The 21,952-nt window shown below is 62.0% G+C and carries 19 protein-coding genes; 9 read left to right on the forward strand and 10 right to left on the reverse strand.

The window, feature by feature from the left end:
* Nucleotides 1-17: 17 nt before the first annotated feature.
* From purB to J4P02_RS26660, 5 genes are all read right to left on the reverse strand, one after another.
* Nucleotides 18-1,388, reverse strand: a complete 1,371-nt coding sequence (gene purB / locus J4P02_RS26640) for an adenylosuccinate lyase (RefSeq protein ID WP_426195973.1) — start codon at nt 1,386-1,388, stop codon at nt 18-20.
* A 129-nt stretch (nt 1,389-1,517) separates the two neighbouring features.
* Nucleotides 1,518-2,141 (reverse strand): high frequency lysogenization protein HflD, encoded by a 624-nt coding sequence (hflD, locus tag J4P02_RS26645; protein WP_426195976.1) that lies wholly within the window; start codon nt 2,139-2,141, stop codon nt 1,518-1,520.
* Nucleotides 2,138-3,271 carry a tRNA 2-thiouridine(34) synthase MnmA gene (mnmA, locus tag J4P02_RS26650; protein WP_426195978.1) on the reverse strand — a complete coding sequence of 378 codons (1,134 nt, stop codon included), beginning with the start codon at nt 3,269-3,271 and terminating at the stop codon, nt 2,138-2,140. Before mnmA ends, hflD begins: the two co-directional genes overlap by 4 nt.
* A 71-nt stretch (nt 3,272-3,342) precedes the next feature.
* Nucleotides 3,343-3,789, reverse strand: a complete 447-nt coding sequence (locus J4P02_RS26655; protein WP_426195980.1) for an NUDIX hydrolase — start codon at nt 3,787-3,789, stop codon at nt 3,343-3,345.
* 75 nt (nt 3,790-3,864) lie between these two features.
* On the reverse strand, nt 3,865-6,090 hold the full coding sequence (locus tag J4P02_RS26660; RefSeq protein WP_426195982.1) for an NADP-dependent isocitrate dehydrogenase: 2,226 nt from the start codon (nt 6,088-6,090) through the stop codon (nt 3,865-3,867).
* A 505-nt stretch (nt 6,091-6,595) separates the two neighbouring features.
* Here J4P02_RS26660 and icd point away from each other — a divergent pair.
* Nucleotides 6,596-7,852 carry an NADP-dependent isocitrate dehydrogenase gene (icd, locus tag J4P02_RS26665; RefSeq protein WP_011062175.1) on the forward strand — a complete coding sequence of 419 codons (1,257 nt, stop codon included), beginning with the start codon at nt 6,596-6,598 and terminating at the stop codon, nt 7,850-7,852.
* Between the two features lie 79 nt (nt 7,853-7,931).
* Here the strand turns inward: icd and cspD are convergent, their stop codons facing one another.
* Nucleotides 7,932-8,189 carry a cold shock domain-containing protein CspD gene (gene cspD / locus J4P02_RS26670; protein ID WP_426195984.1) on the reverse strand — a complete coding sequence of 86 codons (258 nt, stop codon included), beginning with the start codon at nt 8,187-8,189 and terminating at the stop codon, nt 7,932-7,934.
* Nucleotides 8,190-8,413: 224 nt separating this feature from the next.
* Here cspD and clpS point away from each other — a divergent pair, with 224 nt between their 5' ends.
* Nucleotides 8,414-8,776 (forward strand): ATP-dependent Clp protease adapter ClpS, encoded by a 363-nt coding sequence (clpS, locus tag J4P02_RS26675; protein WP_011062173.1) that lies wholly within the window; start codon nt 8,414-8,416, stop codon nt 8,774-8,776.
* 29 nt (nt 8,777-8,805) lie between these two features.
* On the forward strand, nt 8,806-11,076 hold the full coding sequence (gene clpA / locus J4P02_RS26680; RefSeq protein WP_426195987.1) for an ATP-dependent Clp protease ATP-binding subunit ClpA: 2,271 nt from the start codon (nt 8,806-8,808) through the stop codon (nt 11,074-11,076).
* Between the two features lie 230 nt (nt 11,077-11,306).
* Here clpA and infA read toward each other — a convergent pair whose 3' ends face one another.
* The 4 genes from infA to trxB all read right to left on the reverse strand — a co-directional run bounded on the left by infA (nt 11,307) and on the right by trxB (nt 14,096).
* Nucleotides 11,307-11,525, reverse strand: a complete 219-nt coding sequence (gene infA, locus J4P02_RS26685; protein WP_002553999.1) for a translation initiation factor IF-1 — start codon at nt 11,523-11,525, stop codon at nt 11,307-11,309.
* Between the two features lie 101 nt (nt 11,526-11,626).
* Nucleotides 11,627-12,334: an arginyltransferase gene (locus J4P02_RS26690; protein ID WP_426195989.1), complete on the reverse strand. Its 708-nt coding sequence runs from the start codon at nt 12,332-12,334 to the stop codon at nt 11,627-11,629.
* A gap of 58 nt (nt 12,335-12,392) precedes the next feature.
* Nucleotides 12,393-13,073 carry a leucyl/phenylalanyl-tRNA--protein transferase gene (gene aat / locus J4P02_RS26695; protein WP_426195991.1) on the reverse strand — a complete coding sequence of 227 codons (681 nt, stop codon included), beginning with the start codon at nt 13,071-13,073 and terminating at the stop codon, nt 12,393-12,395.
* A 72-nt stretch (nt 13,074-13,145) separates the two neighbouring features.
* Entirely contained in the window at nt 13,146-14,096 is a 951-nt protein-coding gene (gene trxB / locus J4P02_RS26700; RefSeq protein WP_426195993.1) for a thioredoxin-disulfide reductase, read from the reverse strand.
* A gap of 294 nt (nt 14,097-14,390) precedes the next feature.
* Here trxB and J4P02_RS26705 point away from each other — a divergent pair, with 294 nt between their 5' ends.
* The 6 genes from J4P02_RS26705 (at nt 14,391) to cysG (ending at nt 21,919) form a co-directional block, all read left to right on the forward strand.
* Nucleotides 14,391-16,805, forward strand: a complete 2,415-nt coding sequence (locus tag J4P02_RS26705; protein WP_426195995.1) for a DNA translocase FtsK — start codon at nt 14,391-14,393, stop codon at nt 16,803-16,805.
* Nucleotides 16,806-16,873: 68 nt separating this feature from the next.
* Complete coding sequence (lolA, locus tag J4P02_RS26710; protein WP_426195997.1) at nt 16,874-17,497, forward strand: outer membrane lipoprotein chaperone LolA; 624 nt, start codon at nt 16,874-16,876, stop codon at nt 17,495-17,497.
* 33 nt (nt 17,498-17,530) lie between these two features.
* Nucleotides 17,531-18,856, forward strand: coding sequence for a replication-associated recombination protein A (locus J4P02_RS26715; RefSeq protein ID WP_426195999.1), 1,326 nt, complete (start codon nt 17,531-17,533; stop codon nt 18,854-18,856).
* Nucleotides 18,853-19,227: a fluoride efflux transporter CrcB gene (gene crcB, locus J4P02_RS26720; RefSeq protein ID WP_426196001.1), complete on the forward strand. Its 375-nt coding sequence runs from the start codon at nt 18,853-18,855 to the stop codon at nt 19,225-19,227. The genes J4P02_RS26715 and crcB overlap by 4 nt, the downstream gene beginning before the upstream one ends.
* 16 nt (nt 19,228-19,243) lie before the next feature.
* Entirely contained in the window at nt 19,244-20,524 is a 1,281-nt protein-coding gene (gene serS / locus J4P02_RS26725) for a serine--tRNA ligase (protein ID WP_426196003.1), read from the forward strand.
* Nucleotides 20,525-21,919: a siroheme synthase CysG gene (cysG, locus tag J4P02_RS26730; protein ID WP_426196005.1), complete on the forward strand. Its 1,395-nt coding sequence runs from the start codon at nt 20,525-20,527 to the stop codon at nt 21,917-21,919.
* Nucleotides 21,920-21,952: the final 33 nt, after the last annotated feature.

Here is a 21,952-nt window from a genome sequence, read left to right on the forward strand (position 1 = left end):
ACAGGTCGAGCGGCAGGTCAGATGCGCTTGGCCTGGGCTGCGGCATTACCGATATAGCTGGCCGGGGTGAGCTGTTTGAGCTCGGCCTTGGCGGCGGCGGGCATGTCCAGCCCGTCGATGAAAGTCTGCAGCGCTTGCGGGCTGATGCCCTTGCCGCGAGTCAGCTCCTTGAGCTTCTCGTAGGGGTTCTCGATGTTGTAGCGGCGCATCACGGTCTGGATCGGCTCGGCCAGGACTTCCCAGCAGGCGTCCAGGTCGGCAGCGATTTTCTCGGCGTTGAGCTCCAGCTTGCTGATGCCCTTGAGGCTGGCCTCGTAGGCGATCACGCTGTGGGCAAAACCCACGCCCAGGTTGCGCAGCACGGTGGAGTCGGTCAGGTCGCGCTGCCAGCGGGAGATCGGCAGTTTGCTCGCCAGGTGCTGGAACAGCGCGTTAGCGATGCCCAGGTTGCCTTCGGAGTTTTCGAAGTCGATCGGGTTGACCTTATGCGGCATGGTCGAGGAGCCGATTTCGCCGGCGATGGTGCGCTGCTTGAAATAGCCCAGGGAGATGTAGCCCCAGATATCGCGATCGAAGTCGATCAGGATGGTGTTGAAGCGGGCGATGGCGTCGAACAGCTCGGCGATGTAGTCGTGCGGCTCGATCTGCGTGGTGTAGGGGTTGAAGGCCAGGCCCAGCTCGTCTTCGATAAAGGCGCGGGCGTTGGCTTCCCAGTCGATGTCCGGGTAGGCCGAGAGGTGGGCGTTGTAGTTGCCCACGGCGCCGTTGATCTTGCCCAGCAGCGGCACGGCGGCCACCTGAGCGATCTGGCGCTCCAGGCGGTAAACCACGTTGGCCAGTTCCTTGCCCAGGGTGGTCGGCGACGCCGGCTGGCCGTGGGTGCGCGACAGCATCGGCACTTCGGCGAAGCGGATCGCCAGTTCGCGGATGGCGTTGGCGGTCTGGCGCATCAGCGGCAGCATCACCTCATCACGGCCTTCGCGCAGCATCAGGGCGTGGGACAGGTTGTTGATGTCCTCGCTGGTGCAGGCGAAGTGGATGAACTCACTGACGTTGGCCAGCTCAGGCAGCTTGGCGGCTTGTTCCTTGAGCAGGTACTCGATGGCCTTGACGTCGTGGTTGGTGGTGCGCTCGATCTCTTTGACGCGCTCGGCGTGCTCCAGGGAGAAGTTCTCTGCCAGGGCATTGAGCACCGCATTGGCTTCGGCGGAAAACGCCGGCACTTCGCTGATGGCGCTATGGGCGGCCAAGCGCTGGAGCCAGCGCACTTCAACGAGGACGCGAGCACGGATCAGGCCGTATTCGCTGAAAATGGGGCGCAGGGCCTGGGTTTTGCCGGCGTAGCGGCCGTCAACAGGGGAAACCGCAGTGAGCGAAGAGAGCTGCATGGGGTGTTCTCGGACAGTCGGGCAACGAAATGGGGCGCGTATCATACATGAAAATATCCGCCGGTCCGTTGCCAACTGACCGGCGTCTTACGCGCAGCTCTTTAAAAAAGCGTTTGGGGCGAGCGCAGCTCAGGTGCTGCGCATCAATGGATAGAGTTCTTTGAGCAATTTGCGCCGGCTGATCACCAATTGCCAGCGGTGGCCGCCGAGCTGGCGCCACAGGCGCGCGGAGCGGATGCCGGCCAGCAGCAGGGCGCGGATCTTCGAGGCATTGCTCGGCTGCTGCAGGTTGCGCATATCGCCGTGCACCTGGATGCGCTGGCGCAGGGTGCTCAGGGTGTCCTGGTAAAGCCCGCCGCACGCGGCAATCACGTTCTCGTGGGCCGGGCCGAAATGCTCGACCTGGGACTGGATCTGCGGCAGGCGCTTGCCGATGGTTTCCAGCAGGTCGTCGCGCTTGGCCAGCTGACGCTCCAGGCCCAGCATCGACAGGGCGTAGCGCAGGGGTTCGCGCTGCAGGGTGCTGGGGTCGCGTTCCAGGGCGCCGATCAGCGCGCGGTAGCCTTCGCGCAGGTTGATGTCGTCACCGCCATAGACCTCCAGGGTGTCCTTGGGGTCACGAATCAGCAGGCTGCCGAGCATGCAGCTCAGGGCGGCCTCGCTGACCTGGCCGGTCTTGGCGATCCGGTCCACCAGCACTGCCGCGAGAAACACGCCGCCCAGCGCCGTCAGTTGCTCCTGGATCGGGCTCATGGACGTAGGTCCTTGCTGGTCCAGGGTTCGGCCACTTCGATCACCCCGCCACCGAGGCAGATTTCACCGTCGTAGAACACCACGGACTGCCCGGGCGTCACCGCTCGTTGCGGGTCGTCGAAGGTGGCGCGGTAGCCGCTGGCGGTCTGCTCCAGGGTGCAGGGCTGGTCGCTCTGGCGGTAGCGCACCTTGGCGGTCAGGCGCCGTGGCTGGCTGAGGTCGATGGGGTTGACCCAATAGATGTCGGAGGCCAGCAGGGCGCGGGAGAACAGCCAGGGGTGATCGTTGCCCTGGCCAACGATCAGCTCGTTGTGTTCCAGGTCCTTGATCAGCACGTACCACGGCTCTTCGCCGGCGTCTTTCAGGCCGCCGATGCCCAGGCCCTGGCGCTGGCCGATGGTGTGGTACATCAGGCCGTGGTGGCGGCCGATGACTTCGCCTTCGGTGGTCTTGATCTCGCCGGGCTGGGCCGGCAGGTATTGCTTGAGGAAGTCGCTGAAGCGTCGTTCGCCGATAAAGCAGATGCCGGTGGAGTCTTTCTTCTTCGCCGTGGCCAGGTCGTGCTTCTCGGCAATCGCGCGTACTTCGGGTTTTTCCAGCTCGCCCACCGGGAACAGGGTCTTGGCGATCTGCTCGCCACCCACCGCGTGCAGGAAGTAGCTCTGGTCCTTGTTCGGGTCCAGGCCCTTGAGCAGCTCGGTGCGCCCGTCGATATCGCGGCGGCGCACATAGTGGCCGGTGGCGATCAGGTCGGCGCCGAGCATCATGGCGTAGTCGAGGAACGCCTTGAACTTGATTTCACGGTTGCACAGGATGTCCGGGTTCGGCGTGCGCCCGGCCTTGTATTCGGCCAGGAAGTGCTCGAACACATTGTCCCAGTACTCGGCGGCGAAGTTGGCGGTGTGCAGCTTGATGCCGAGCTTGTCGCACACGGCCTGGGCGTCGGCCAGGTCATCCATGGCGGTGCAGTATTCGGTGCCGTCGTCTTCCTCCCAGTTCTTCATGAACAGGCCTTCCACCTGGTAACCCTGCTCCATCAGCAGGAGGGCGGAAACGGAAGAATCCACGCCGCCGGACATGCCGACAATGACGCGCTTCTTTTGAATGTCAGAAGGGGCTGGATCACGCATAGGAATTCAACGGGTGTCTTGAAAAAGGACGCGATTCTAACAGGCTGCGGCCTGCAAGGCGAAAACTGCGGTTAAAGCGACGGGCGGATCAGCGCCAGGCTGTGCAACTGGCCGTCCAGGTAGTCGTCCAGGCACTGCAGGATCAGCTCGCTGCGCCAGTTGGCCCGTTGCTCGAGCAGTTGCTCGCGGGTCAGCCAACGTGGGCCGATGATGCCGTCGTCCAGTTGATAATCCGGATGATGGCGCAACGGTTTGGCGGCAAAGCACACGCGCTGGTAGGTCACGCCATTGCTGGGGGCGGTGTACAGGTAGATGCCGACCACGCCGGTCAGCTCCACGTCCCAGCCGGTTTCCTCCAGGGTTTCGCGGACGGCGGCTTGCAGCAGGCTTTCATCGGCATCCAGGTGCCCGGCGGGCTGGTTGAGCACCTGCTGTTCGCCGGAGTACTCCTCGACGAACAGGAAGCGACCCTGGTCTTCGACAATGGTGGCGACGGTGATATGGGGTTGCCATTCCATCAACAGGCTCCTTTATAAGGAAGGGCAGAAACACAAACCCCGGCACGGGGCCGGGGCTTGTGGGGTGGCTTGAGCTTACACCAGCGCGGCGATGGCCGCGTTGAGGGTGGCGCTCGGGCGCATGGCCTGGCTCACCAGCTCGGGGTTGGCGCTGTAGTAGTCGCCAATGTCCACAGGCTTGCCCTGGACTGCGTTGAGCTCGGCAACGATGGTCGCCTCGTTCTCGGTCAGGGTCTTGGCCAGAGGCGCGAACTGCGCTTGCAGGGCGCTGTCCTCGGTCTGTGCGGCCAGGGCCTGGGCCCAGTACAGCGCCAGGTAGAAGTGGCTGCCGCGGTTGTCGATATTGCCGACTTTGCGCGATGGCGACTTGTTGTTGTCCAGGAACTGGCCGGTGGCCTGGTCCAGGGTCTTGGCCAGCACCAGGGCCTTGGCATTGGCGTAGGTGTTGCCCAGGTGCTCCAGGGAGGCGGCCAGGGCCAGGAACTCACCCAGGGAATCCCAGCGCAGGAAGTTCTCTTCCAACAGCTGTTGCACGTGCTTCGGAGCCGAACCGCCGGCGCCGGTTTCGAACAGGCCACCGCCGTTCATCAGCGGTACGATCGACAGCATCTTGGCGCTGGTGCCCAGCTCCATGATCGGGAACAGGTCGGTCAGGTAGTCGCGCAGCACGTTGCCGGTCACCGAGATGGTGTCCTTGCCGTCGCGAGTGCGGGCCAGGGTGAACTTCATGGCTTCGACCGGGGACATGATGCGGATGTCCAGGTCGCTGGTGTCGTGATCCTTCAGGTAGGCCTGGACCTTCTCGATCATCACGCCGTCGTGGGCGCGCATCGGGTCCAGCCAGAAGATCGCCGGGGTGCTGCTGGCGCGGGCACGGTTGACCGCCAGCTTGACCCAGTCCTGGATCGGCGCGTCTTTGGTCTGGCACATGCGGAAGATGTCGCCGGCTTCGACTTGCTGCTCCAGCAGCAGGGCGCCTTTGCCGTCGGTGACGCGAACCACGCCGTCAGCCTTGATTTCGAAGGTCTTGTCGTGGGAGCCATACTCTTCGGCTTTCTTCGCCATCAGGCCCACGTTCGGCACGCTGCCCATGGTGGTTGGGTCGAAGGCGCCGTTGGCTTTGCAGTCTTCGATCACTGCCTGGTAGATGGTGGCGTAGCAACGGTCCGGGATCACCGCCTTGGTGTCGTGCAGCTGGCCGTCGGTGCCCCACATCTTGCCGGAGTCACGGATCATGGCCGGCATCGAGGCGTCGACGATCACATCGCTCGGCACATGCAGATTGGTGATGCCCTTGTCGGAGTTGACCATGGCCAGGGCTGGGCGAGCAGCGTAGACCGCCTGGATGTCAGCTTCGATGGCCGCTTGCTGCTCGGCTGGCAGGGCCTTGATGCGGGCGTACAGGTCGCCGATACCGTTGTTCAGGTTGAAGCCGATTTGCTCCAGCACGCTGGCGTGCTTGGCCAGGGCATCCTGATAGAACTCGGCAACGATCTGGCCGAACATGATCGGGTCGGAAACCTTCATCATGGTGGCCTTGAGGTGCACCGACAGCAGCACGCCTTGCTGCTTGGCGCTGTCGATCTCGGCGGCGATAAAGGCGCGCAGGGCCTTCTTGCTCATGACTGCGCAATCGAGGATCTCGCCGGCTTGCACGGCGGTCTTGGCCTTCAGCACGGTGGCAGTGCCGTCCTGGGCGATCAACTCGATCTTGACGCTGTCAGCGGCGTCGATCAGCGCAGCTTTCTCGCTGCCGTAGAAGTCGCCGTTGCTCATGTGGGCAACGTGGGACTTGGAGTCCTTGGCCCAGGCGCCCATCTTGTGCGGGTGCTTGCGCGCGTAGTTTTTCACCGACAGCGGGGCGCGGCGGTCGGAGTTGCCTTCACGCAGGACCGGGTTCACGGCGCTGCCCTTGACCTTGTCGTAACGCGCTTTGACGTCCTTCTCGGCATCGCTGCTGGGGTTTTCCGGGTAGTCCGGCAGGGCGTAGCCCTGAGCTTGCAGTTCTTTGATCGCGGCTTGCAGCTGCGGTACCGAGGCGCTGATGTTCGGCAGCTTGATGATGTTGGCTTCCGGGGTGACCGCCAGCTCGCCCAGTTCGGCGAGGTGGTCCGGCACCGCTTTGGCGCCCAACTGCTCGGGGAAGCTGGCCAGGATGCGGCCGGCCAGAGAGATGTCACGGGTTTCCATGGCGATATCAGCCGAAGCGGTGAAGGCTTCTACGATAGGCAGCAGGGAATAGGTGGCGAGGGCCGGGGCTTCGTCGGTGAAGGTGTAGATGATCTTCGAGCGGGTGGGCATATTCGGATTAACTCTCTTCTTTGCTAAAGCGTGCGCAGAAACTCGAGGTGCGCCGGGTAAGCGCTTTCGTTCAAAGGTCATCCATGAGCCGAATGTCGAGGTTTCTTCGCGGTGATGTTGGGTGCATCAGTCGAGCGTCAAGCGGGTGGGCTGCGGTAACAACCCGGCTTTGGGCGGCCATTCTCGGCTTGTAATGTCGGTAGCAGAGCGGTTCGGCCGTCGTGACTCTGTGGTCAGCGGCGGCATTATACATAGGTAGCTAGCAAAACGCCGATGCTTCATGGAAGGCCGTTCTCGTCCATTGGTCTAAAGGTCGCAGGCGAGGGTGGGGCGTAGAGTCGCCAAAGGTGCTCGAGTTTGGCGTTTTTCCCTTTGCATTCAGGCTTGTAGGCCGCCAAGTGTGCGGCTTACAGGGACTTTGGGTGGAACATGAGGTTCCCGTCCAGATTCAACTGGGTTACGCTCGAACGCAGCCAGATGTTCAATCCACACAACGGAGTTCAGCATGGGATACAAGAAGATTCAGGTTCCAGCAGTCGGCGACAAAATCACCGTCAATGCAGACCATTCTCTCAATGTTCCTAACAACCCGATTATTCCTTTCATCGAAGGCGACGGTATTGGTGTTGATATCAGCCCGGTCATGATCAAGGTTGTCGATGCTGCGGTTAAGAAGGCTTACGGCGGCGAACGCAAGATTTCCTGGATGGAAGTGTATGCCGGGGAAAAAGCGACTCAAGTGTACGACCAGGACACCTGGCTGCCCCAGGAAACCCTGGACGCAGTGAAGGATTACGTGGTTTCCATCAAGGGCCCGCTGACCACTCCGGTCGGTGGCGGCATCCGTTCCCTGAACGTGGCCCTGCGTCAGCAACTCGACCTGTATGTGTGCCTGCGCCCGGTGCGCTGGTTCGAAGGCGTGCCCAGCCCGGTGAAGAAGCCTGGCGATGTGGACATGACCATCTTCCGCGAGAACTCCGAGGACATCTACGCCGGCATCGAGTGGAAAGCCGGTTCGGCAGAAGCCACCAAGGTCATCAAGTTCCTTAAAGAAGAGATGGGTGTCACCAAGATCCGTTTCGACGAGAACTGCGGCATCGGCGTCAAGCCGGTTTCCCTGCAGGGCACCAAGCGTCTGGCGCGCAAGGCGCTGCAATATGTAGTGGATAACGACCGCGACTCGCTGACCATCGTGCACAAAGGCAACATCATGAAGTTCACCGAAGGTGCCTTCAAGGAATGGGCCTACGAAGTGGCGGCCGAAGAGTTCGGCGCAACCCTGCTGGACGGTGGTCCTTGGATGCAGTTCAAGAACCCGAAAACCGGCAAGAACGTCATCGTCAAGGACGCCATCGCCGACGCCATGCTCCAGCAGATCCTGCTGCGCCCGGCGGAATACGATGTGATCGCCACCCTCAACCTCAACGGTGACTACCTGTCCGACGCCCTGGCGGCGGAAGTGGGTGGTATCGGCATTGCTCCGGGCGCCAACCTGTCCGACACCGTGGCCATGTTCGAAGCTACCCACGGTACTGCGCCGAAGTACGCCGGCAAGGACCAGGTCAACCCAGGCTCGCTGATTCTCTCTGCCGAGATGATGCTGCGCCACATGGGCTGGACCGAAGCGGCCGACCTGATCATCAAGGGCACCAACGGCGCGATCTCGGCCAAGACCGTGACCTATGACTTCGAGCGCCTGATGGATGGCGCGACCCTGCTGTCTTCGTCGGCATTCGGCGATGCGCTGATCTCGCATATGTAAGCGCTAGCGCGGCAAAGCAAACCGGCCGATTCAATCCCTTGAATCGGCCGGTTTTTTTATGACTGGATGTTGGTGTGAATCAGTTCAGTGCGCTTTCAGCCTGGGCCTCGGTGCTGATGATTTCTCCGGGCGCCTTCAGGGCACTGATTTTGATCGCATGCAGGCCCTTGGGGCCTTGGATGATCTCGAAGCTCACAGCCTGTCCGGCTTTCAAGGTCTTGTAGCCATCCATATCGATGGCCGAGTAATGGGCAAACAGATCATCAGTCTTGCCCTCCTCATTAATAAAGCCATAGCCCTTGGCGTTGTTGAACCACTTGACCTTACCGCTAGCCATACTCATATCCCTCTGCAACAGACTCCATCACTGGAGTATCATCCAGTTCATCCGCCGCCAAACTTGGTAAAAAGATTGACGCCGCGGACGTTTATTACCCAATGTGGGCCCTATTGGTTGTAACACCGTTTTGCCGATAGTCAAGGTGACCCGGCAGTCGGTATTGAAAACGCTCCAGGGCGCCCCAAACACTGTATTTGCACAACTGACGAACCTTTCTTTCCATGCATGCAATCAGCCAGATTCGACTAACATTCAATCAGGATCGCCCGGACTTGCACGACGACGATTCCGCTGGCTTGGCAGTACAGGAGGCCAAGCCCGCACTGCAGGCGCCGCCGATGTACAAGGTGGTTTTGTTCAATGATGACTACACCCCGATGGATTTCGTCGTCGAAGTGCTCGAGATGTTTTTTAACCTGAATCGCGAGCTGGCGACCAAGGTCATGCTGGCCGTCCATACCGAGGGGCGGGCAGTGTGTGGATTGTTTACCCGCGACATCGCCGAGACCAAGGCCATGCAGGTCAACCAGTACGCCCGGGAAAGCCAGCATCCGCTACTCTGTGAAATCGAGAAGGACGGTTAACGCCGACCACTTGGGTATGAGGTGAAGCTATGTTAAACCGCGAGCTCGAAGTCACCCTCAATCTCGCCTTCAAGGAGGCCCGTTCGAAGCGTCATGAGTTCATGACCGTCGAACACCTTCTGCTGGCTCTTTTGGATAATGAGGCCGCCGCCACCGTTCTACGTGCCTGCGGAGCAAACCTCGACAAACTCAAGCACGACCTGCAGGAGTTCATCGACTCCACCACGCCATTGATCCCGGTCCATGACGAAGATCGCGAAACCCAGCCAACCCTGGGCTTCCAGCGTGTGCTGCAACGTGCTGTCTTTCATGTACAGAGCTCGGGCAAGCGCGAAGTCACCGGCGCCAATGTGCTGGTGGCGATTTTCAGTGAGCAAGAGAGCCAGGCGGTGTTTCTGCTGAAACAGCAGAGCGTTGCCCGTATCGACGTGGTCAACTACATCGCCCATGGCATCTCCAAGGTGCCGGGCCATGGCGATCATTCCGAAGGCGAACAGGAAATGCAGGACGAGGAGGGTGGCGAGCCCTCTTCTTCGGGCAATCCCCTGGATGCCTATGCCAGCAACCTCAATGAACTGGCCCGCCAGGGGCGCATTGACCCGCTGGTAGGTCGCGAGCAGGAGGTCGAGCGCGTCGCACAGATCCTCGCTCGTCGACGCAAGAACAACCCGTTGCTGGTGGGTGAGGCGGGCGTCGGCAAGACAGCGATCGCCGAAGGCCTGGCCAAGCGCATTGTCGATAACCAGGTGCCGGACCTGCTGACCAACAGCGTGGTCTATTCCCTGGATCTCGGCGCGTTGCTGGCCGGTACCAAGTACCGCGGCGACTTCGAGAAGCGCTTCAAGGCGCTGCTCGGCGAGCTGAAGAAGCGTCCGCAGGCGATCCTGTTCATCGACGAAATCCATACCATCATTGGTGCCGGTGCGGCATCCGGTGGGGTGATGGACGCCTCGAATCTGCTCAAGCCGCTGCTGTCTTCGGGTGATATCCGTTGCATCGGTTCCACCACCTTTCAGGAATTTCGCGGCATCTTCGAGAAGGATCGGGCCCTGGCTCGGCGCTTCCAGAAGGTCGATGTGTCCGAGCCTTCGGTGGAAGACACCATCGGCATCCTGCGGGGGCTCAAGGGGCGTTTCGAGCAGCATCACAGCATCGAATACAGCGATGAAGCCCTGCGCGCCGCAGCCGAACTGGCCTCGCGCTACATCAATGACCGGCATATGCCGGACAAGGCCATCGATGTCATCGACGAGGCGGGCGCCTTCCAGCGCCTGCAGCCGGCCGACAAGCGCGTGAAGCGCATCGAAGTGGCCCAGGTCGAGGATATCGTGGCGAAAATCGCCCGGATTCCGCCAAAGCATGTCACCAGCTCCGATAAAGAGCTGCTGCGCAACCTTGAGCGCGACCTCAAGTTGACCGTGTTTGGCCAGGATGCGGCGATCGATTCGCTGTCCACCGCCATCAAGCTGTCCCGTGCCGGGCTGAAGTCGCCGGATAAACCCGTCGGTTCCTTCCTGTTCGCCGGTCCTACCGGTGTCGGCAAGACCGAGGCGGCGCGTCAGCTGGCCAAGGCCATGGGGATCGAGCTGGTGCGCTTCGACATGTCCGAGTACATGGAGCGGCACACCGTTTCGCGGCTGATCGGTGCGCCTCCCGGTTATGTCGGTTTCGACCAGGGCGGCTTGCTGACCGAAGCCATCACCAAGCAGCCGCACTGCGTGTTGCTGCTCGATGAAATCGAGAAGGCCCACCCGGAAGTCTTCAACCTGCTGCTGCAGGTGATGGACCACGGCACCCTGACCGACAACAACGGGCGCAAGGCGGATTTCCGCAATGTGATCGTCATCATGACCACCAACGCCGGTGCCGAAACCGCGGCGCGTGCCTCCATCGGCTTCACTCATCAGGATCACTCTTCCGATGCCATGGAAGTGATCAAGAAGAGCTTCACGCCGGAGTTCCGCAACCGCCTGGACACCATTATCCAGTTCGGTCGCCTGAGCCACGAAGTGATCAAGAGCGTGGTGGACAAGTTCCTTACCGAGCTTCAGGCGCAGTTGGAAGACAAGCGCGTGCAGCTGGAAGTGACCGATGCCGCACGCAGCTGGCTGGCCGCCGGTGGTTACGACGTGACCATGGGCGCCCGTCCGATGGCGCGCCTGATCCAGGACAAGATCAAGCGTCCCCTGGCCGAGGAAATCCTGTTTGGCGAATTGTCCGACCATGGCGGTGTGGTGCACATCGACATCAAGGATGGCGAGTTGACCTTCGATTTCGAGACCACGGCGGAAATGGCTTGATGGCCGCGTAACGCAGCAGTACCGCCAAAGGCACCGGAGGGTGCCTTTGTGCTATCTAGGATTTGTCTGCATGCGCAATGGGCGAAATTGTAGGAGCCGGCTTGCCGGCGAAGAGGCCCTCCAGTCTTGCATTGCTCTTGCGGACGCCTTCGCTGGCAAGCCAGCTCCTACAGGTTTTCTCCAGACGAACAAAAACGCCCGGCATAACCGGGCGTCTTGTATTGACTTGCTTAGCGAGCGCGGTAAGTGATGCGCCCTTTGCTCAAGTCATAGGGCGTCAGCTCGACGCGCACTTTGTCACCGGTAAGAATACGAATGTAGTTCTTGCGCATCTTGCCGGAGATGTGCGCGGTTACGACGTGCCCATTTTCCAACTCCACGCGAAACATGGTGTTGGGCAGGGTGTCGACGACAGTGCCTTCCATTTCGAAGCTGTCTTCTTTCGACATGCAGTAAAGCCCTCGGTATCCAATTAAATGGCCCGGTGCAACTGCGCCAGGCAAAAGCGGCGTGCATTGTGCCCGAAAAGTGGGGTTCAAGCCAAGGGCTTCTAGTTCAGGAGCACCCATCTCTGGTTAATCAGCAGCTCGATGGGGCGATATTGGGTCTTGTAGTTCATTTTTTTGCAGTTCTTGATCCAGTAGCCGAGGTAGACCGCGTCCAGGCCCTGGCGCAGGGTTTCGCCAATCTGCCAGAGGATTGCGTAACGCCCCAGGCTGCGACGCTCTTCGTCGGGTTCATAGAAGGTGTACACCGCCGACAGGCCATTGGGCAGCAGGTCGGTGACTGCAACGGCCAGCAAGCGACCGGCCAGTCGAAACTCGTAGAAGCGCGAGAACGGCAGGTCGCGCACCAGAAAGGTGGAGAACTGGTCGCGGCTGGGCGGAAACATATCGCCATCGGCATGGCGCTGCTCGATATAGCGCTGGTACAGGTCGAAATATTCTTCACTGAAAACCGGTTTCACCGCCTGCACGCTCAGGTCGCTGTTGCGCTTGAGGATGCGTTTCTGCTGGCGATTGGGCAGAAATTGCGCCGCCGGAATGCGCGCCGGCACGCAGGCGTTGCAGTTCTGGCAGTGCGGGCGGTACAGATGATCGCCGCTGCGACGAAAGCCCATTTCCGACAGATCCGCATAGACGTGCACATCCATGGGCTGGCTGGGATCGAGAAACAGGGTGGTCGCCTGTTCGCCGGGCAGGTAGCTGCAAGAGTGGGGTTGAGTGGCATAAAACTTCAGGCGCGCCAACTCGGTCATGAGTCAACCCTCGGGATAAGCTTTGAAATTAAGTGTAAGCCACTGCCGTCAAACCCGCCTAGGAAACCCATATGGCGCGGCTTGGCTGGTCCAGGTGCTGCTTGAGGTAGTCGGCAAACTGCGCCCGTGAAATCGAGCAGGCGCCCAGGCTATGCAGATGCTCGGTGGGCATCTGGCAGTCGATTAGCACGACCCCCCATTCCCTGAGGTGCTGCACCAGGGTGGCAAAACCGACTTTCGAGGCATTGTCGGCGCGGCTGAACATCGACTCGCCGAAAAACAGCTGCCCCATGGCCAGGCCGTAGAGGCCGCCCACCAGTTCGCCCTGATCCCAGACTTCCACCGAATGCGCATGACCGCGGCGGTGCAGTTCCAGATAGGCGCGCTGCATGGCCTCGCTGATCCAGGTACCGTCGGCATAGGCCCGCGGCGCGGCGCAGGCACTGATCACGGCGGCAAAATCCTGGTCGAAGGTCACCTGGTAACGCTGCTTGCGCAACAATTTGCCCAAGCTGCGGGACACATGAAGCTCCTCGGGCAAGAGCACCGTGCGCGGGTCCGGAGACCACCAGAGAATCGGCTGGCCTTCGGAATACCAGGGGAAGCAGCCGTGGCGATAGGCCTGGACCAGGCGCTCGGCGGACAAGTCGCCGCCCGCGGCGAGTAACCCATTGGGCTCGCGCATGGCTTTTTCCAACGGTGGAAAAACAAGGTTGTTGCGTTGTAACCAGGTCAGCATGGCATCCAGACTTGCGGCAGGGGAGGGCGGTGGCGAGCCGATCATGGCCCGCCATTAGCCTAGGGCGAGGGCTTAGTGGTCGTCGAGGAATTTTTCCGCGTCCAGGGCCGCCATGCAGCCGGCGCCCGCGGAAGTGATGGCCTGGCGATAGACGTGATCGGCCACATCGCCGGCAGCGAACACCCCCTGGATGCCGGTGGCCGTGGCATCGCCCTCGCTGCCGCCCTTGATCAGCAGGTAGCCGTTGCGCATCGGCAATTGTCCCTGGAACAGGTCGGTGTTGGGCTTGTGACCGATGGCGATAAAGACCCCTGATAGCTCCAGTTCCCGGGTTTTGCCACTCAAACTGTCCCGCAGTCGGGCGCCGGTCACGCCGCTGGCATCCCCCAGCACCTCATCCAGATGCTGGTTCCAGTGCAGGCGAATATTGCCGTTGGCAGCCTTGTCGAACAGCTTGTCCTGAAGGATCTTCTCCGCCCGCAGCTTGTCGCGGCGATGCACCAGGTGCACTTCCCGGGCAATGTTCGACAGGTACAGGGCTTCCTCCACTGCGGTATTGCCGCCGCCAATCACCGCCACCACCTGATTGCGATAGAAGAAGCCGTCGCAGGTGGCGCAGGCCGATACCCCCTTGCCGGCAAAGGCCTCTTCCGAGGGCAGGCCCAGGTACTGCGCCGAGGCACCAGTGGCAATGATCAGGGCGTCGCAGCTGTAGGTGCCGCTGTCGCCCACCAGGATAAACGGGCGTTGCTGCAACTGTGCGGTATGAATGTGGTCATAGACGACCTGGGTGTCGAAGCGTTCGGCGTGTTTCTGCATGCGCTCCATCAATACCGGGCCGGTCAGGCCTTCGACATCGCCGGGCCAGTTGTCCACTTCGATGGTGGTGGTCAGTTGACCGCCGGCTTGCAGGCCGGTGATAAGGGTCGGTTTGAGGTTGGCTCGGGCCGCATAAACAGCCGCACTGTAACCGGCAGGGCCTGAGCCCAGGATGATCAGGCGTGAATGCTTTGTTTGGTTCATGGAAACACCTCATAAGCCTTTGTCACAAAAGACAATGCATGCTCCAATTGCGCCGCGCGTATTACGCCGTTGGCTATGCTTGAACGGCTGTTGCGACCTGGCATGGTGCGAACAAATCCGTACAATGCGTCGTTGTAACAAAGTTGTTCGCAGTTGCCCTGTTTCAGAAGCAAGGGGCAGAGTGTTAAAAGTAGCCCCAGTTACGCCAGTCAAGGTTATTTACCTGCTCTGTTTGAGCAGTATTTGTTTGTCAATCACCCGTTGGGCGCGCCCTAGGCGCAGGAAAGACGCGTTTTGAAGAAATCCACCGCAGCATCCAAACCCGTTGTGCCACTCTGGCGTCAACAATTGCACTACCGACTCAAGGAAGGTGCATTGATTGCCATTGGCGCCCTGTGCCTGTTCTTGATGATGGCGCTTCTGACCTACGGTAAAGACGATCCGGGTTGGAGCCATAACAGCAAGATCGAGGACGTGCAGAACTTCGGTGGGCCGGCTGGCTCTTACAGCGCCGATATCCTGTTCATGGTGCTGGGTTACTTCGCCTATATCTTCCCACTGCTGCTGGCGATCAAGACCTACCAGATTTTCCGCCAGCGCCACGAGCCCTGGCAGTGGAGCGGCTGGCTGTTTTCCTGGCGGCTGATCGGCCTGGTGTTCCTGGTGCTGTCCGGCGCCGCGCTGGCGCACATCCATTTCCATGCCGCCACGGGCCTGCCGGCCGGTGCCGGTGGTGCCCTGGGCGAAAGCCTCGGCGACCTGGCCAAGAATGCCCTGAACGTACAGGGCAGCACCCTGATGTTCATTGCCCTGTTCCTGTTTGGCCTGACGGTGTTCACCGACCTGTCCTGGTTCAAGGTGATGGACCTCACCGGCAAGATCACCCTCGACCTGTTCGAACTGTTCCAGGGCGCCGCCAACCGCTGGTGGGACGCTCGCGTGGAGCGCAAGCAGCTGGTGGCGCAACTGCGCGAGGTGGATGCCCGGGTCGATGAAGTGGTCACCCCGAACGTGGCTGACAAGCGCGAGCAGGCCAAGGTCAAGGAGCGCCTGATCGAGCGCGAACAGGCCCTGAGCAAGCACATGTCCGAGCGTGAGAAACAGGTGCCGCCGGTGATCACTCCGCCGGTGGCCGCCAAGGCGCCGGAACCGAGCAAGCGCGTGCAGAAAGAGAAGCAGGTGCCGCTGTTCGTCGACAGCGCCGTGGAAGGCACCTTGCCGCCGATCTCGATCCTCGATCCGGCGGAAAAGAAGCAGCTCAACTATTCCCCCGAATCCCTGGCGGCGGTCGGCCACCTGCTGGAGATCAAGCTCAAGGAATTCGGCGTTGAAGTGGCGGTGGACTCGATCCACCCCGGCCCGGTGATCACCCGCTACGAAATCCAGCCGGCGGCCGGGGTCAAGGTCAGCCGTATCGCCAACCTGGCCAAGGACCTGGCCCGCTCCCTGGCCGTGACCAGCGTGCGCGTAGTGGAAGTGATTCCCGGCAAGACCACCGTGGGCATCGAGATTCCCAACGAAGACCGGCAGATCGTGCGCTTCTCCGAAGTGCTTTCGACCCCGGAATACGACAACTTCAAATCCCCGGTCACCCTGGCCCTGGGCCACGACATCGGCGGCAAGCCGATCATCACCGACCTGGCGAAAATGCCCCACCTGCTGGTGGCCGGTACCACCGGTTCCGGTAAGTCGGTGGGGGTCAACGCGATGATCCTGTCGATCCTGTTCAAGTCCGGCCCGGAAGACGCCAAGCTGATCATGATCGACCCGAAGATGCTCGAACTGTCGATCTACGAAGGCATTCCGCACCTGCTGTGCCCAGTGGTCACCGATATGAAGGACGCCGCCAACGCCCTGCGCTGGAGCGTGGCGGAGATGGAGCGGCGCTACAAGCTGATGGCCAAGATGGGCGTGCGCAACCTGTCCGGCTTCAACGCCAAGGTCAAGGAAGCCATCGACGCTGGCGAGCCCCTGGCCGACCCGCTGTACAACCGCGAAAGCATCCACGATGAAGCGCCATTGCTGACCAAGCTGCCGACCATCGTGGTGGTGGTGGACGAATTCGCCGACATGATGATGATCGTCGGCAAGAAGGTCGAAGAGCTGATCGCGCGTATCGCGCAGAAGGCCCGGGCCGCCGGTATCCACCTGATCCTTGCCACCCAGCGTCCGTCGGTGGACGTGATCACCGGCCTGATCAAGGCCAACATCCCGACCCGCATGGCGTTCCAGGTGTCGAGCAAGATCGACTCGCGCACCATCATCGACCAGGGTGGCGCCGAGCAACTGCTGGGCCACGGTGACATGCTCTACATGCCGCCGGGCACCAGCCTGCCGATCCGCGTTCACGGCGCCTTCGTCTCCGACGATGAAGTGCACCGGGTGGTGGAAGCCTGGAAGCTGCGTGGCGCACCGGAATACAACGACGACATCCTCAACGGTGTCGAAGAGGCCGGCAGCGGCTTCGAGAACGGTGGCGGCGGCGGTGGCGATGGCGATGACCCGGAAGCCGACGCGCTCTACGACGAAGCCGTGCAGTTCGTGCTGGAAAGCCGCCGCGCCTCGATCTCGGCGGTGCAGCGCAAGCTGAAGATCGGCTACAACCGCGCCGCGCGGATGATCGAGGCCATGGAAATGGCCGGGGTGGTGACGGCCATGAACACCAACGGCTCCCGTGAAGTGCTGGCACCGAGCCCGGCCCGCGACTGATCCCTGTTTTGCTTTCAGCGGCGTGAAACCACGCCGCTCGTACACCCATCCACTCTATGAGGAATTCCATGCGCCTGATTCGCATGTTGCTGCTGCCGGTACTGGCCGTTACCACCCTGTCGGCCCACGCCGACCCGAAAGACGTGGCGCGCCTGACCCAGTTGCTGGAAAAGTCCCAGACCCTGAACGCGCGGTTCTCCCAGCTGACCCTCGACGGCAGCGGCACCCAGTTGCAGGAAACTGCCGGTGAGATGTCCCTGCAGCGTCCCGGCCTGTTCTACTGGCACACCGATGCACCGCAAGAGCAGCTGATGGTCTCCGACGGCCAGAAAGTCTCGCTGTGGGACCCGGACCTGGAGCAGGTGACCATCAAGAAGCTCGACCAGCGCCTGACCCAGACTCCGGCCCTGCTGCTGTCCGGCGACGTGTCGAAAATCAGCGAAAGCTTCGACATCGTGTCCAAGGAAACCGGCGGCGTGGTGGACTTCACCCTCAAGCCGAAAACCAAGGACACCCTGTTCGACAGCCTGCGCCTGTCGTTCCGCAACGGCATGATCAACGACATGCAACTGATCGACAGCGTCGGCCAGCGCACCAATATCCTGTTCACCGGGGTCAAGGCCAACGAGTCGATCCCGGCGTCCAAGTTCAAGTTCGACATCCCCAAGGGTGCCGATGTGATCCAAGAGTAAGCAGCCGCAACCGCGAGGTTTCGAAGGTAGTCCATGGACCTGTTTCGTAGTGCCCCGATCGCCCAGCCCCTGGCCGCACGCCTGCGTGCCGCCAACCTGGACGAGTACGTCGGCCAGCAGCACCTGCTGGCCCGGGGCAAGCCGCTGCGCGAGGCCCTGGAGCAGGGCGCTCTGCATTCGATGATCTTCTGGGGCCCGCCCGGGGTCGGCAAGACCACCCTGGCGCGGCTCTTAGCGGAAGTTTCGGATGCCCACTTCGAAACCGTCTCGGCGGTGTTGGCCGGGGTCAAGGAGATCCGCCAGGCGGTGGAAATCGCCAAGCAGCAGGCCGGGCAATATGGCCGGCGCACCATCCTCTTCGTCGACGAAGTGCATCGCTTCAACAAGTCGCAGCAGGATGCCTTCCTGCCTTACGTGGAAGACGGCACCCTGATCTTTATCGGTGCCACCACGGAAAACCCGTCCTTCGAACTCAACAACGCCTTGCTCTCCCGGGCCCGGGTCTATGTGCTCAAGAGCCTGGACGATGCAGCCCTGGGCGAGCTGGTGCAGCGTGCCCTGAACGAGGAACGCGGCCTGGGCAAGCGCCAGCTGAGCCTTAGTGACGAAGGTTTGCAGATGCTGCTGTCCGCCGCCGATGGCGATGGCCGGCGCCTGCTCAACCTGCTGGAAAACGCCTCGGACCTGGCCGAAGACGGCGGCGAGATCGGCGTCGAGCTGCTGCAAAGCCTGCTGGGGGATACCCGACGGCGTTTCGACAAGGGCGGCGAGGCGTTCTACGACCAGATTTCCGCGTTGCACAAATCCGTGCGCGGCTCCAACCCCGACGGCGCCCTGTACTGGTTCGCGCGCATGCTCGACGGCGGCTGCGACCCGCTGTACCTGGCGCGGCGCGTGGTGCGCATGGCCAGCGAGGATATCGGCAACGCCGACCCTCGGGCCCTGAGCCTGTGCCTGGCGGCCTGGGATGTGCAGGAGCGCCTGGGCAGCCCCGAAGGCGAGCTGGCGGTGGCCCAGGCCATCACCTACCTGGCCTGCGCGCCGAAAAGCAACGCCGTGTACATGGGCTTCAAGGCCGCCATGCGCGCCGCCGCCGAGCACGGTTCGCTGGAAGTGCCGATCCACCTACGCAATGCCCCGACCAAGCTGATGAAGCAGCTGGGTTACGGTGATGAGTACCGCTACGCCCACGATGAACCGGACGCCTACGCTGCCGGTGAAGACTATTTCCCCGAAGAACTCGAGCCCTTGCCCCTCTACCAGCCAGTGCCCCGCGGCCTGGAACTGAAGATCGGCGAGAAGCTCAAGCACCTCGCGGCCCTCGACCGGGCCAGCCCCCTGCAGCGGAGAAAACCGTGATCCCGTTGATCCTTGCAGTCTCTGCTGGTGGTGTGGCCGGCACCCTGTTGCGCTTTGCCAGCGGCAACTGGATCAACGCCAATTGGCCGCGGCACTTCTATACCGCGACGCTGGCCGTTAATATCGTCGGCTGCCTGCTGATCGGCGTATTGTACGGGCTGTTCCTGATTCGCCCGGAAGTGCCGATCGAAGTGCGTGCCGGATTGATCGTCGGCTTCCTCGGTGGCCTGACAACTTTTTCATCCTTTTCACTGGATACCGTGCGTCTGCTGGAAAGCGGACAAGTGGCGCTGGCCCTGGGCTACGCGGCACTGAGTGTATTCGGCGGGCTGCTTGCCACCTGGGCTGGCCTGTCCCTGACCAAACTTTGATAAACGAGAGAACGACATGCTCGATTCCAAACTGTTACGTAGCAACCTTCAGGACGTAGCGGATCGTCTGGCATCCCGCGGCTTTGCCCTGGATGTGGCACGCATCGAGGCGCTGGAAGAACAGCGCAAGACCGTGCAGACCCGCACCGAGCAACTGCAGGCCGAACGTAACGCGCGCTCCAAGTCCATCGGTCAGGCCAAGCAGCGTGGTGAAGACATCGCCCCGCTGATGGCCGACGTCGAGCGCATGGGGAACGAGCTGAGCTCCGGCAAGGCTGAATTGGAAACCATCCAGAGCGAACTGGACTCGATCCTGCACGGCATTCCCAACCTGCCCCACGAGTCGGTGCCGGTGGGCGAAGACGAAGAGGGCAACGTCGAAGTGCGCCGCTGGGGCACCCCGACGGCCTTCGATTTCCCGATCAAGGACCACGTGGCCCTGGGCGAAACCCACGGCTGGCTGGACTTTGAAACCGCGGCCAAGCTGTCTGGCGCACGTTTCGCCCTGCTGCGCGGGCCTATCGCTCGTCTGCACCGCGCCCTGGCGCAGTTCATGATCAACCTGCACACCGCCGAGCACGGCTACGAAGAGGCCTACACCCCGTACCTGGTGCAGGCACCGGCGCTGATGGGCACCAGCCAGTTGCCGAAGTTCGAGGAAGACCTGTTCAAGATCACCCGCGAAGGCGAAGCCGATCTGTACCTGATCCCCACCGCCGAAGTGTCCCTGACCAACATCGTCGCCGGCGAGATCCTCGATCCGAAGCAACTGCCGCTGAAGTTCGTTGCCCACACCCCGTGCTTCCGCAGTGAAGCCGGCGCCTCGGGCCGCGACACCCGCGGCATGATCCGCCAGCACCAGTTCGACAAGGTCGAGATGGTCCAGGTGGTCGAGCCTTCCACCTCCATGGAAGCCCTGGAAGGCCTCACCGCCAACGCCGAGAAGGTCCTGCAACTGCTGCAACTGCCGTATCGCGTACTGGCGCTGTGCACCGGCGACATGGGCTTCAGCGCGGTCAAAACCTACGACCTGGAAGTCTGGGTGCCGAGCCAGGACAAGTACCGCGAGATCTCCTCGTGCTCCAACTGTGGCGACTTCCAGGCGCGCCGCATGCAGGCGCGTTTCCGCAACCCGGAAACCGGCAAGCCGGAGCTGGTGCACACCCTCAACGGTTCCGGCCTGGCCGTGGGCCGCACCCTGGTGGCAGTGCTGGAGAACTACCAGCAGGCCGACGGTTCGATCCGTGTGCCAGAGGTGCTCAAGCCTTACATGGGCGGCGTCGAGGTCATCGGCTAAATGGAATATCTGCCGCTGTTTCACAAGCTTCGCGGCAGTCGTGTGTTGGTGGTTGGCGGCGGGGAGATTGCCTTGCGCAAGTCCCGGCTGCTGGCCGATGCCGGTGCGCAGCTGCGAGTGGTTGCACCCGAAATAGAAGCGCAGTTGCAGGAACTGATCGTCGCCAGCGGCGGTGAGGCCCTGCGGCGCGGCTATCTTGAGGCCGACCTCGATGGCTGCAGCCTGATCATTGCCGCCACCGACGACGAATCCCTGAATGCCCAGGTGTCCGCCGATGCCCATCGGCGCTGCGTGCCGGTGAATGTGGTGGACGCGCCAGCCCTGTGCAGCGTGATCTTCCCGGCCATCGTCGACCGTTCGCCACTGATCATTGCAGTGTCCAGCGGCGGCGATGCGCCGGTGCTGGCGCGGCTGATCCGGGCCAAGCTGGAAACCTGGATTCCCGCCACCTATGGGCAGCTGGCCGGCTTGGCCGCGCGTTTTCGCACTCAGGTGAAGCAAATGTTGCCCAACGTCCAGCAGCGTCGGGCGTTCTGGGAAGACGTGTTCCAGGGCCCGATCGCCGACCGCCAACTGGCCGGGCAGGGCGCTGAAGCCGAGCGCCTGCTGCAAGCCAAGGTCGACGGGCAAGTGGCCGCGGCCACCGGTGAGGTGTATCTGGTGGGGGCTGGCCCGGGCGATCCGGACCTGCTGACCTTCCGTGCCCTGCGCCTGATGCAACAGGCCGACGTGGTGCTCTACGACCGCCTGGTAGCACCGGCGATTCTCGAGCTGTGCCGTCGTGATGCCGAGCGCATCTACGTCGGCAAGCGCCGCGCCGATCATGCCGTGCCTCAGGAACAGATCAACCAGCAACTGGTGACCCTGGCCCAGCAAGGCAAGCGCGTGGTGCGGCTCAAGGGCGGCGACCCGTTTATCTTCGGTCGCGGCGGCGAAGAGATCGAAGAACTGGCGGCCCACGGCATCCCTTTCCAGGTGGTGCCGGGGATCACCGCGGCCAGCGGCTGTTCGGCCTACGCCGGGATTCCCCTGACCCACCGCGACTATGCCCAGTCGGTGCGCTTCGTCACCGGGCACCTCAAGGACGGCACCAGCAACCTGCCCTGGAGCGACCTGGTGGCGCCGGCGCAGACCCTGGTGTTCTACATGGGCCTGGTGGGCTTGCCGACCATCTGCGAGCAGTTGATCCAGCACGGGCGCAGCGCCGACACCCCGGCGGCGCTGGTGCAACAGGGCACCACCAGCAACCAGCGGGTGTTCACCGGCACCCTGGGCAACCTGCCGCAACTGGTGGCGGAGCATGAAGTGCATGCCCCGACCCTGGTGATAGTGGGTGAAGTGGTGCAGCTGCGGGACAAGCTGGCCTGGTTCGAAGGCGCCCAGCCAGACGTCTGAAAGGCTTCGCTGGCAAGCCAGCTCCTACAGCAT

The sequence above is a fragment of the Pseudomonas sp. NFXW11 genome, from assembly GCF_049887815.1.
Taxonomy (GTDB): domain Bacteria; phylum Pseudomonadota; class Gammaproteobacteria; order Pseudomonadales; family Pseudomonadaceae; genus Aquipseudomonas.

Bases quoted from the DNA above. Each gene is read 5' to 3' on its own strand.
- purB (WP_426195973.1), bottom strand. From the start codon at position 1,388: ATGCAGCTCTCTTCGCTCACTGCGGTTTCCCCTGTTGACGGCCGCTAC.
- hflD (WP_426195976.1), bottom strand. From the start codon at position 2,141: ATGAGCCCGATCCAGGAGCAACTGACGGCGCTGGGCGGCGTGTTTCTC.
- mnmA (WP_426195978.1), bottom strand. From the start codon at position 3,271: ATGCGTGATCCAGCCCCTTCTGACATTCAAAAGAAGCGCGTCATTGTC.
- J4P02_RS26655 (WP_426195980.1), bottom strand. From the start codon at position 3,789: ATGGAATGGCAACCCCATATCACCGTCGCCACCATTGTCGAAGACCAG.
- J4P02_RS26660 (WP_426195982.1), bottom strand. From the start codon at position 6,090: ATGCCCACCCGCTCGAAGATCATCTACACCTTCACCGACGAAGCCCCG.
- icd (WP_011062175.1), top strand. From the start codon at position 6,596: ATGGGATACAAGAAGATTCAGGTTCCAGCAGTCGGCGACAAAATCACC.
- cspD (WP_426195984.1), bottom strand. From the start codon at position 8,189: ATGGCTAGCGGTAAGGTCAAGTGGTTCAACAACGCCAAGGGCTATGGC.
- clpS (WP_011062173.1), top strand. From the start codon at position 8,414: ATGCATGCAATCAGCCAGATTCGACTAACATTCAATCAGGATCGCCCG.
- clpA (WP_426195987.1), top strand. From the start codon at position 8,806: ATGTTAAACCGCGAGCTCGAAGTCACCCTCAATCTCGCCTTCAAGGAG.
- infA (WP_002553999.1), bottom strand. From the start codon at position 11,525: ATGTCGAAAGAAGACAGCTTCGAAATGGAAGGCACTGTCGTCGACACC.
- J4P02_RS26690 (WP_426195989.1), bottom strand. From the start codon at position 12,334: ATGACCGAGTTGGCGCGCCTGAAGTTTTATGCCACTCAACCCCACTCT.
- aat (WP_426195991.1), bottom strand. From the start codon at position 13,073: ATGCTGACCTGGTTACAACGCAACAACCTTGTTTTTCCACCGTTGGAA.
- trxB (WP_426195993.1), bottom strand. From the start codon at position 14,096: ATGAACCAAACAAAGCATTCACGCCTGATCATCCTGGGCTCAGGCCCT.
- lolA (WP_426195997.1), top strand. From the start codon at position 16,874: ATGCGCCTGATTCGCATGTTGCTGCTGCCGGTACTGGCCGTTACCACC.
- J4P02_RS26715 (WP_426195999.1), top strand. From the start codon at position 17,531: ATGGACCTGTTTCGTAGTGCCCCGATCGCCCAGCCCCTGGCCGCACGC.
- serS (WP_426196003.1), top strand. From the start codon at position 19,244: ATGCTCGATTCCAAACTGTTACGTAGCAACCTTCAGGACGTAGCGGAT.
- cysG (WP_426196005.1), top strand. From the start codon at position 20,525: ATGGAATATCTGCCGCTGTTTCACAAGCTTCGCGGCAGTCGTGTGTTG.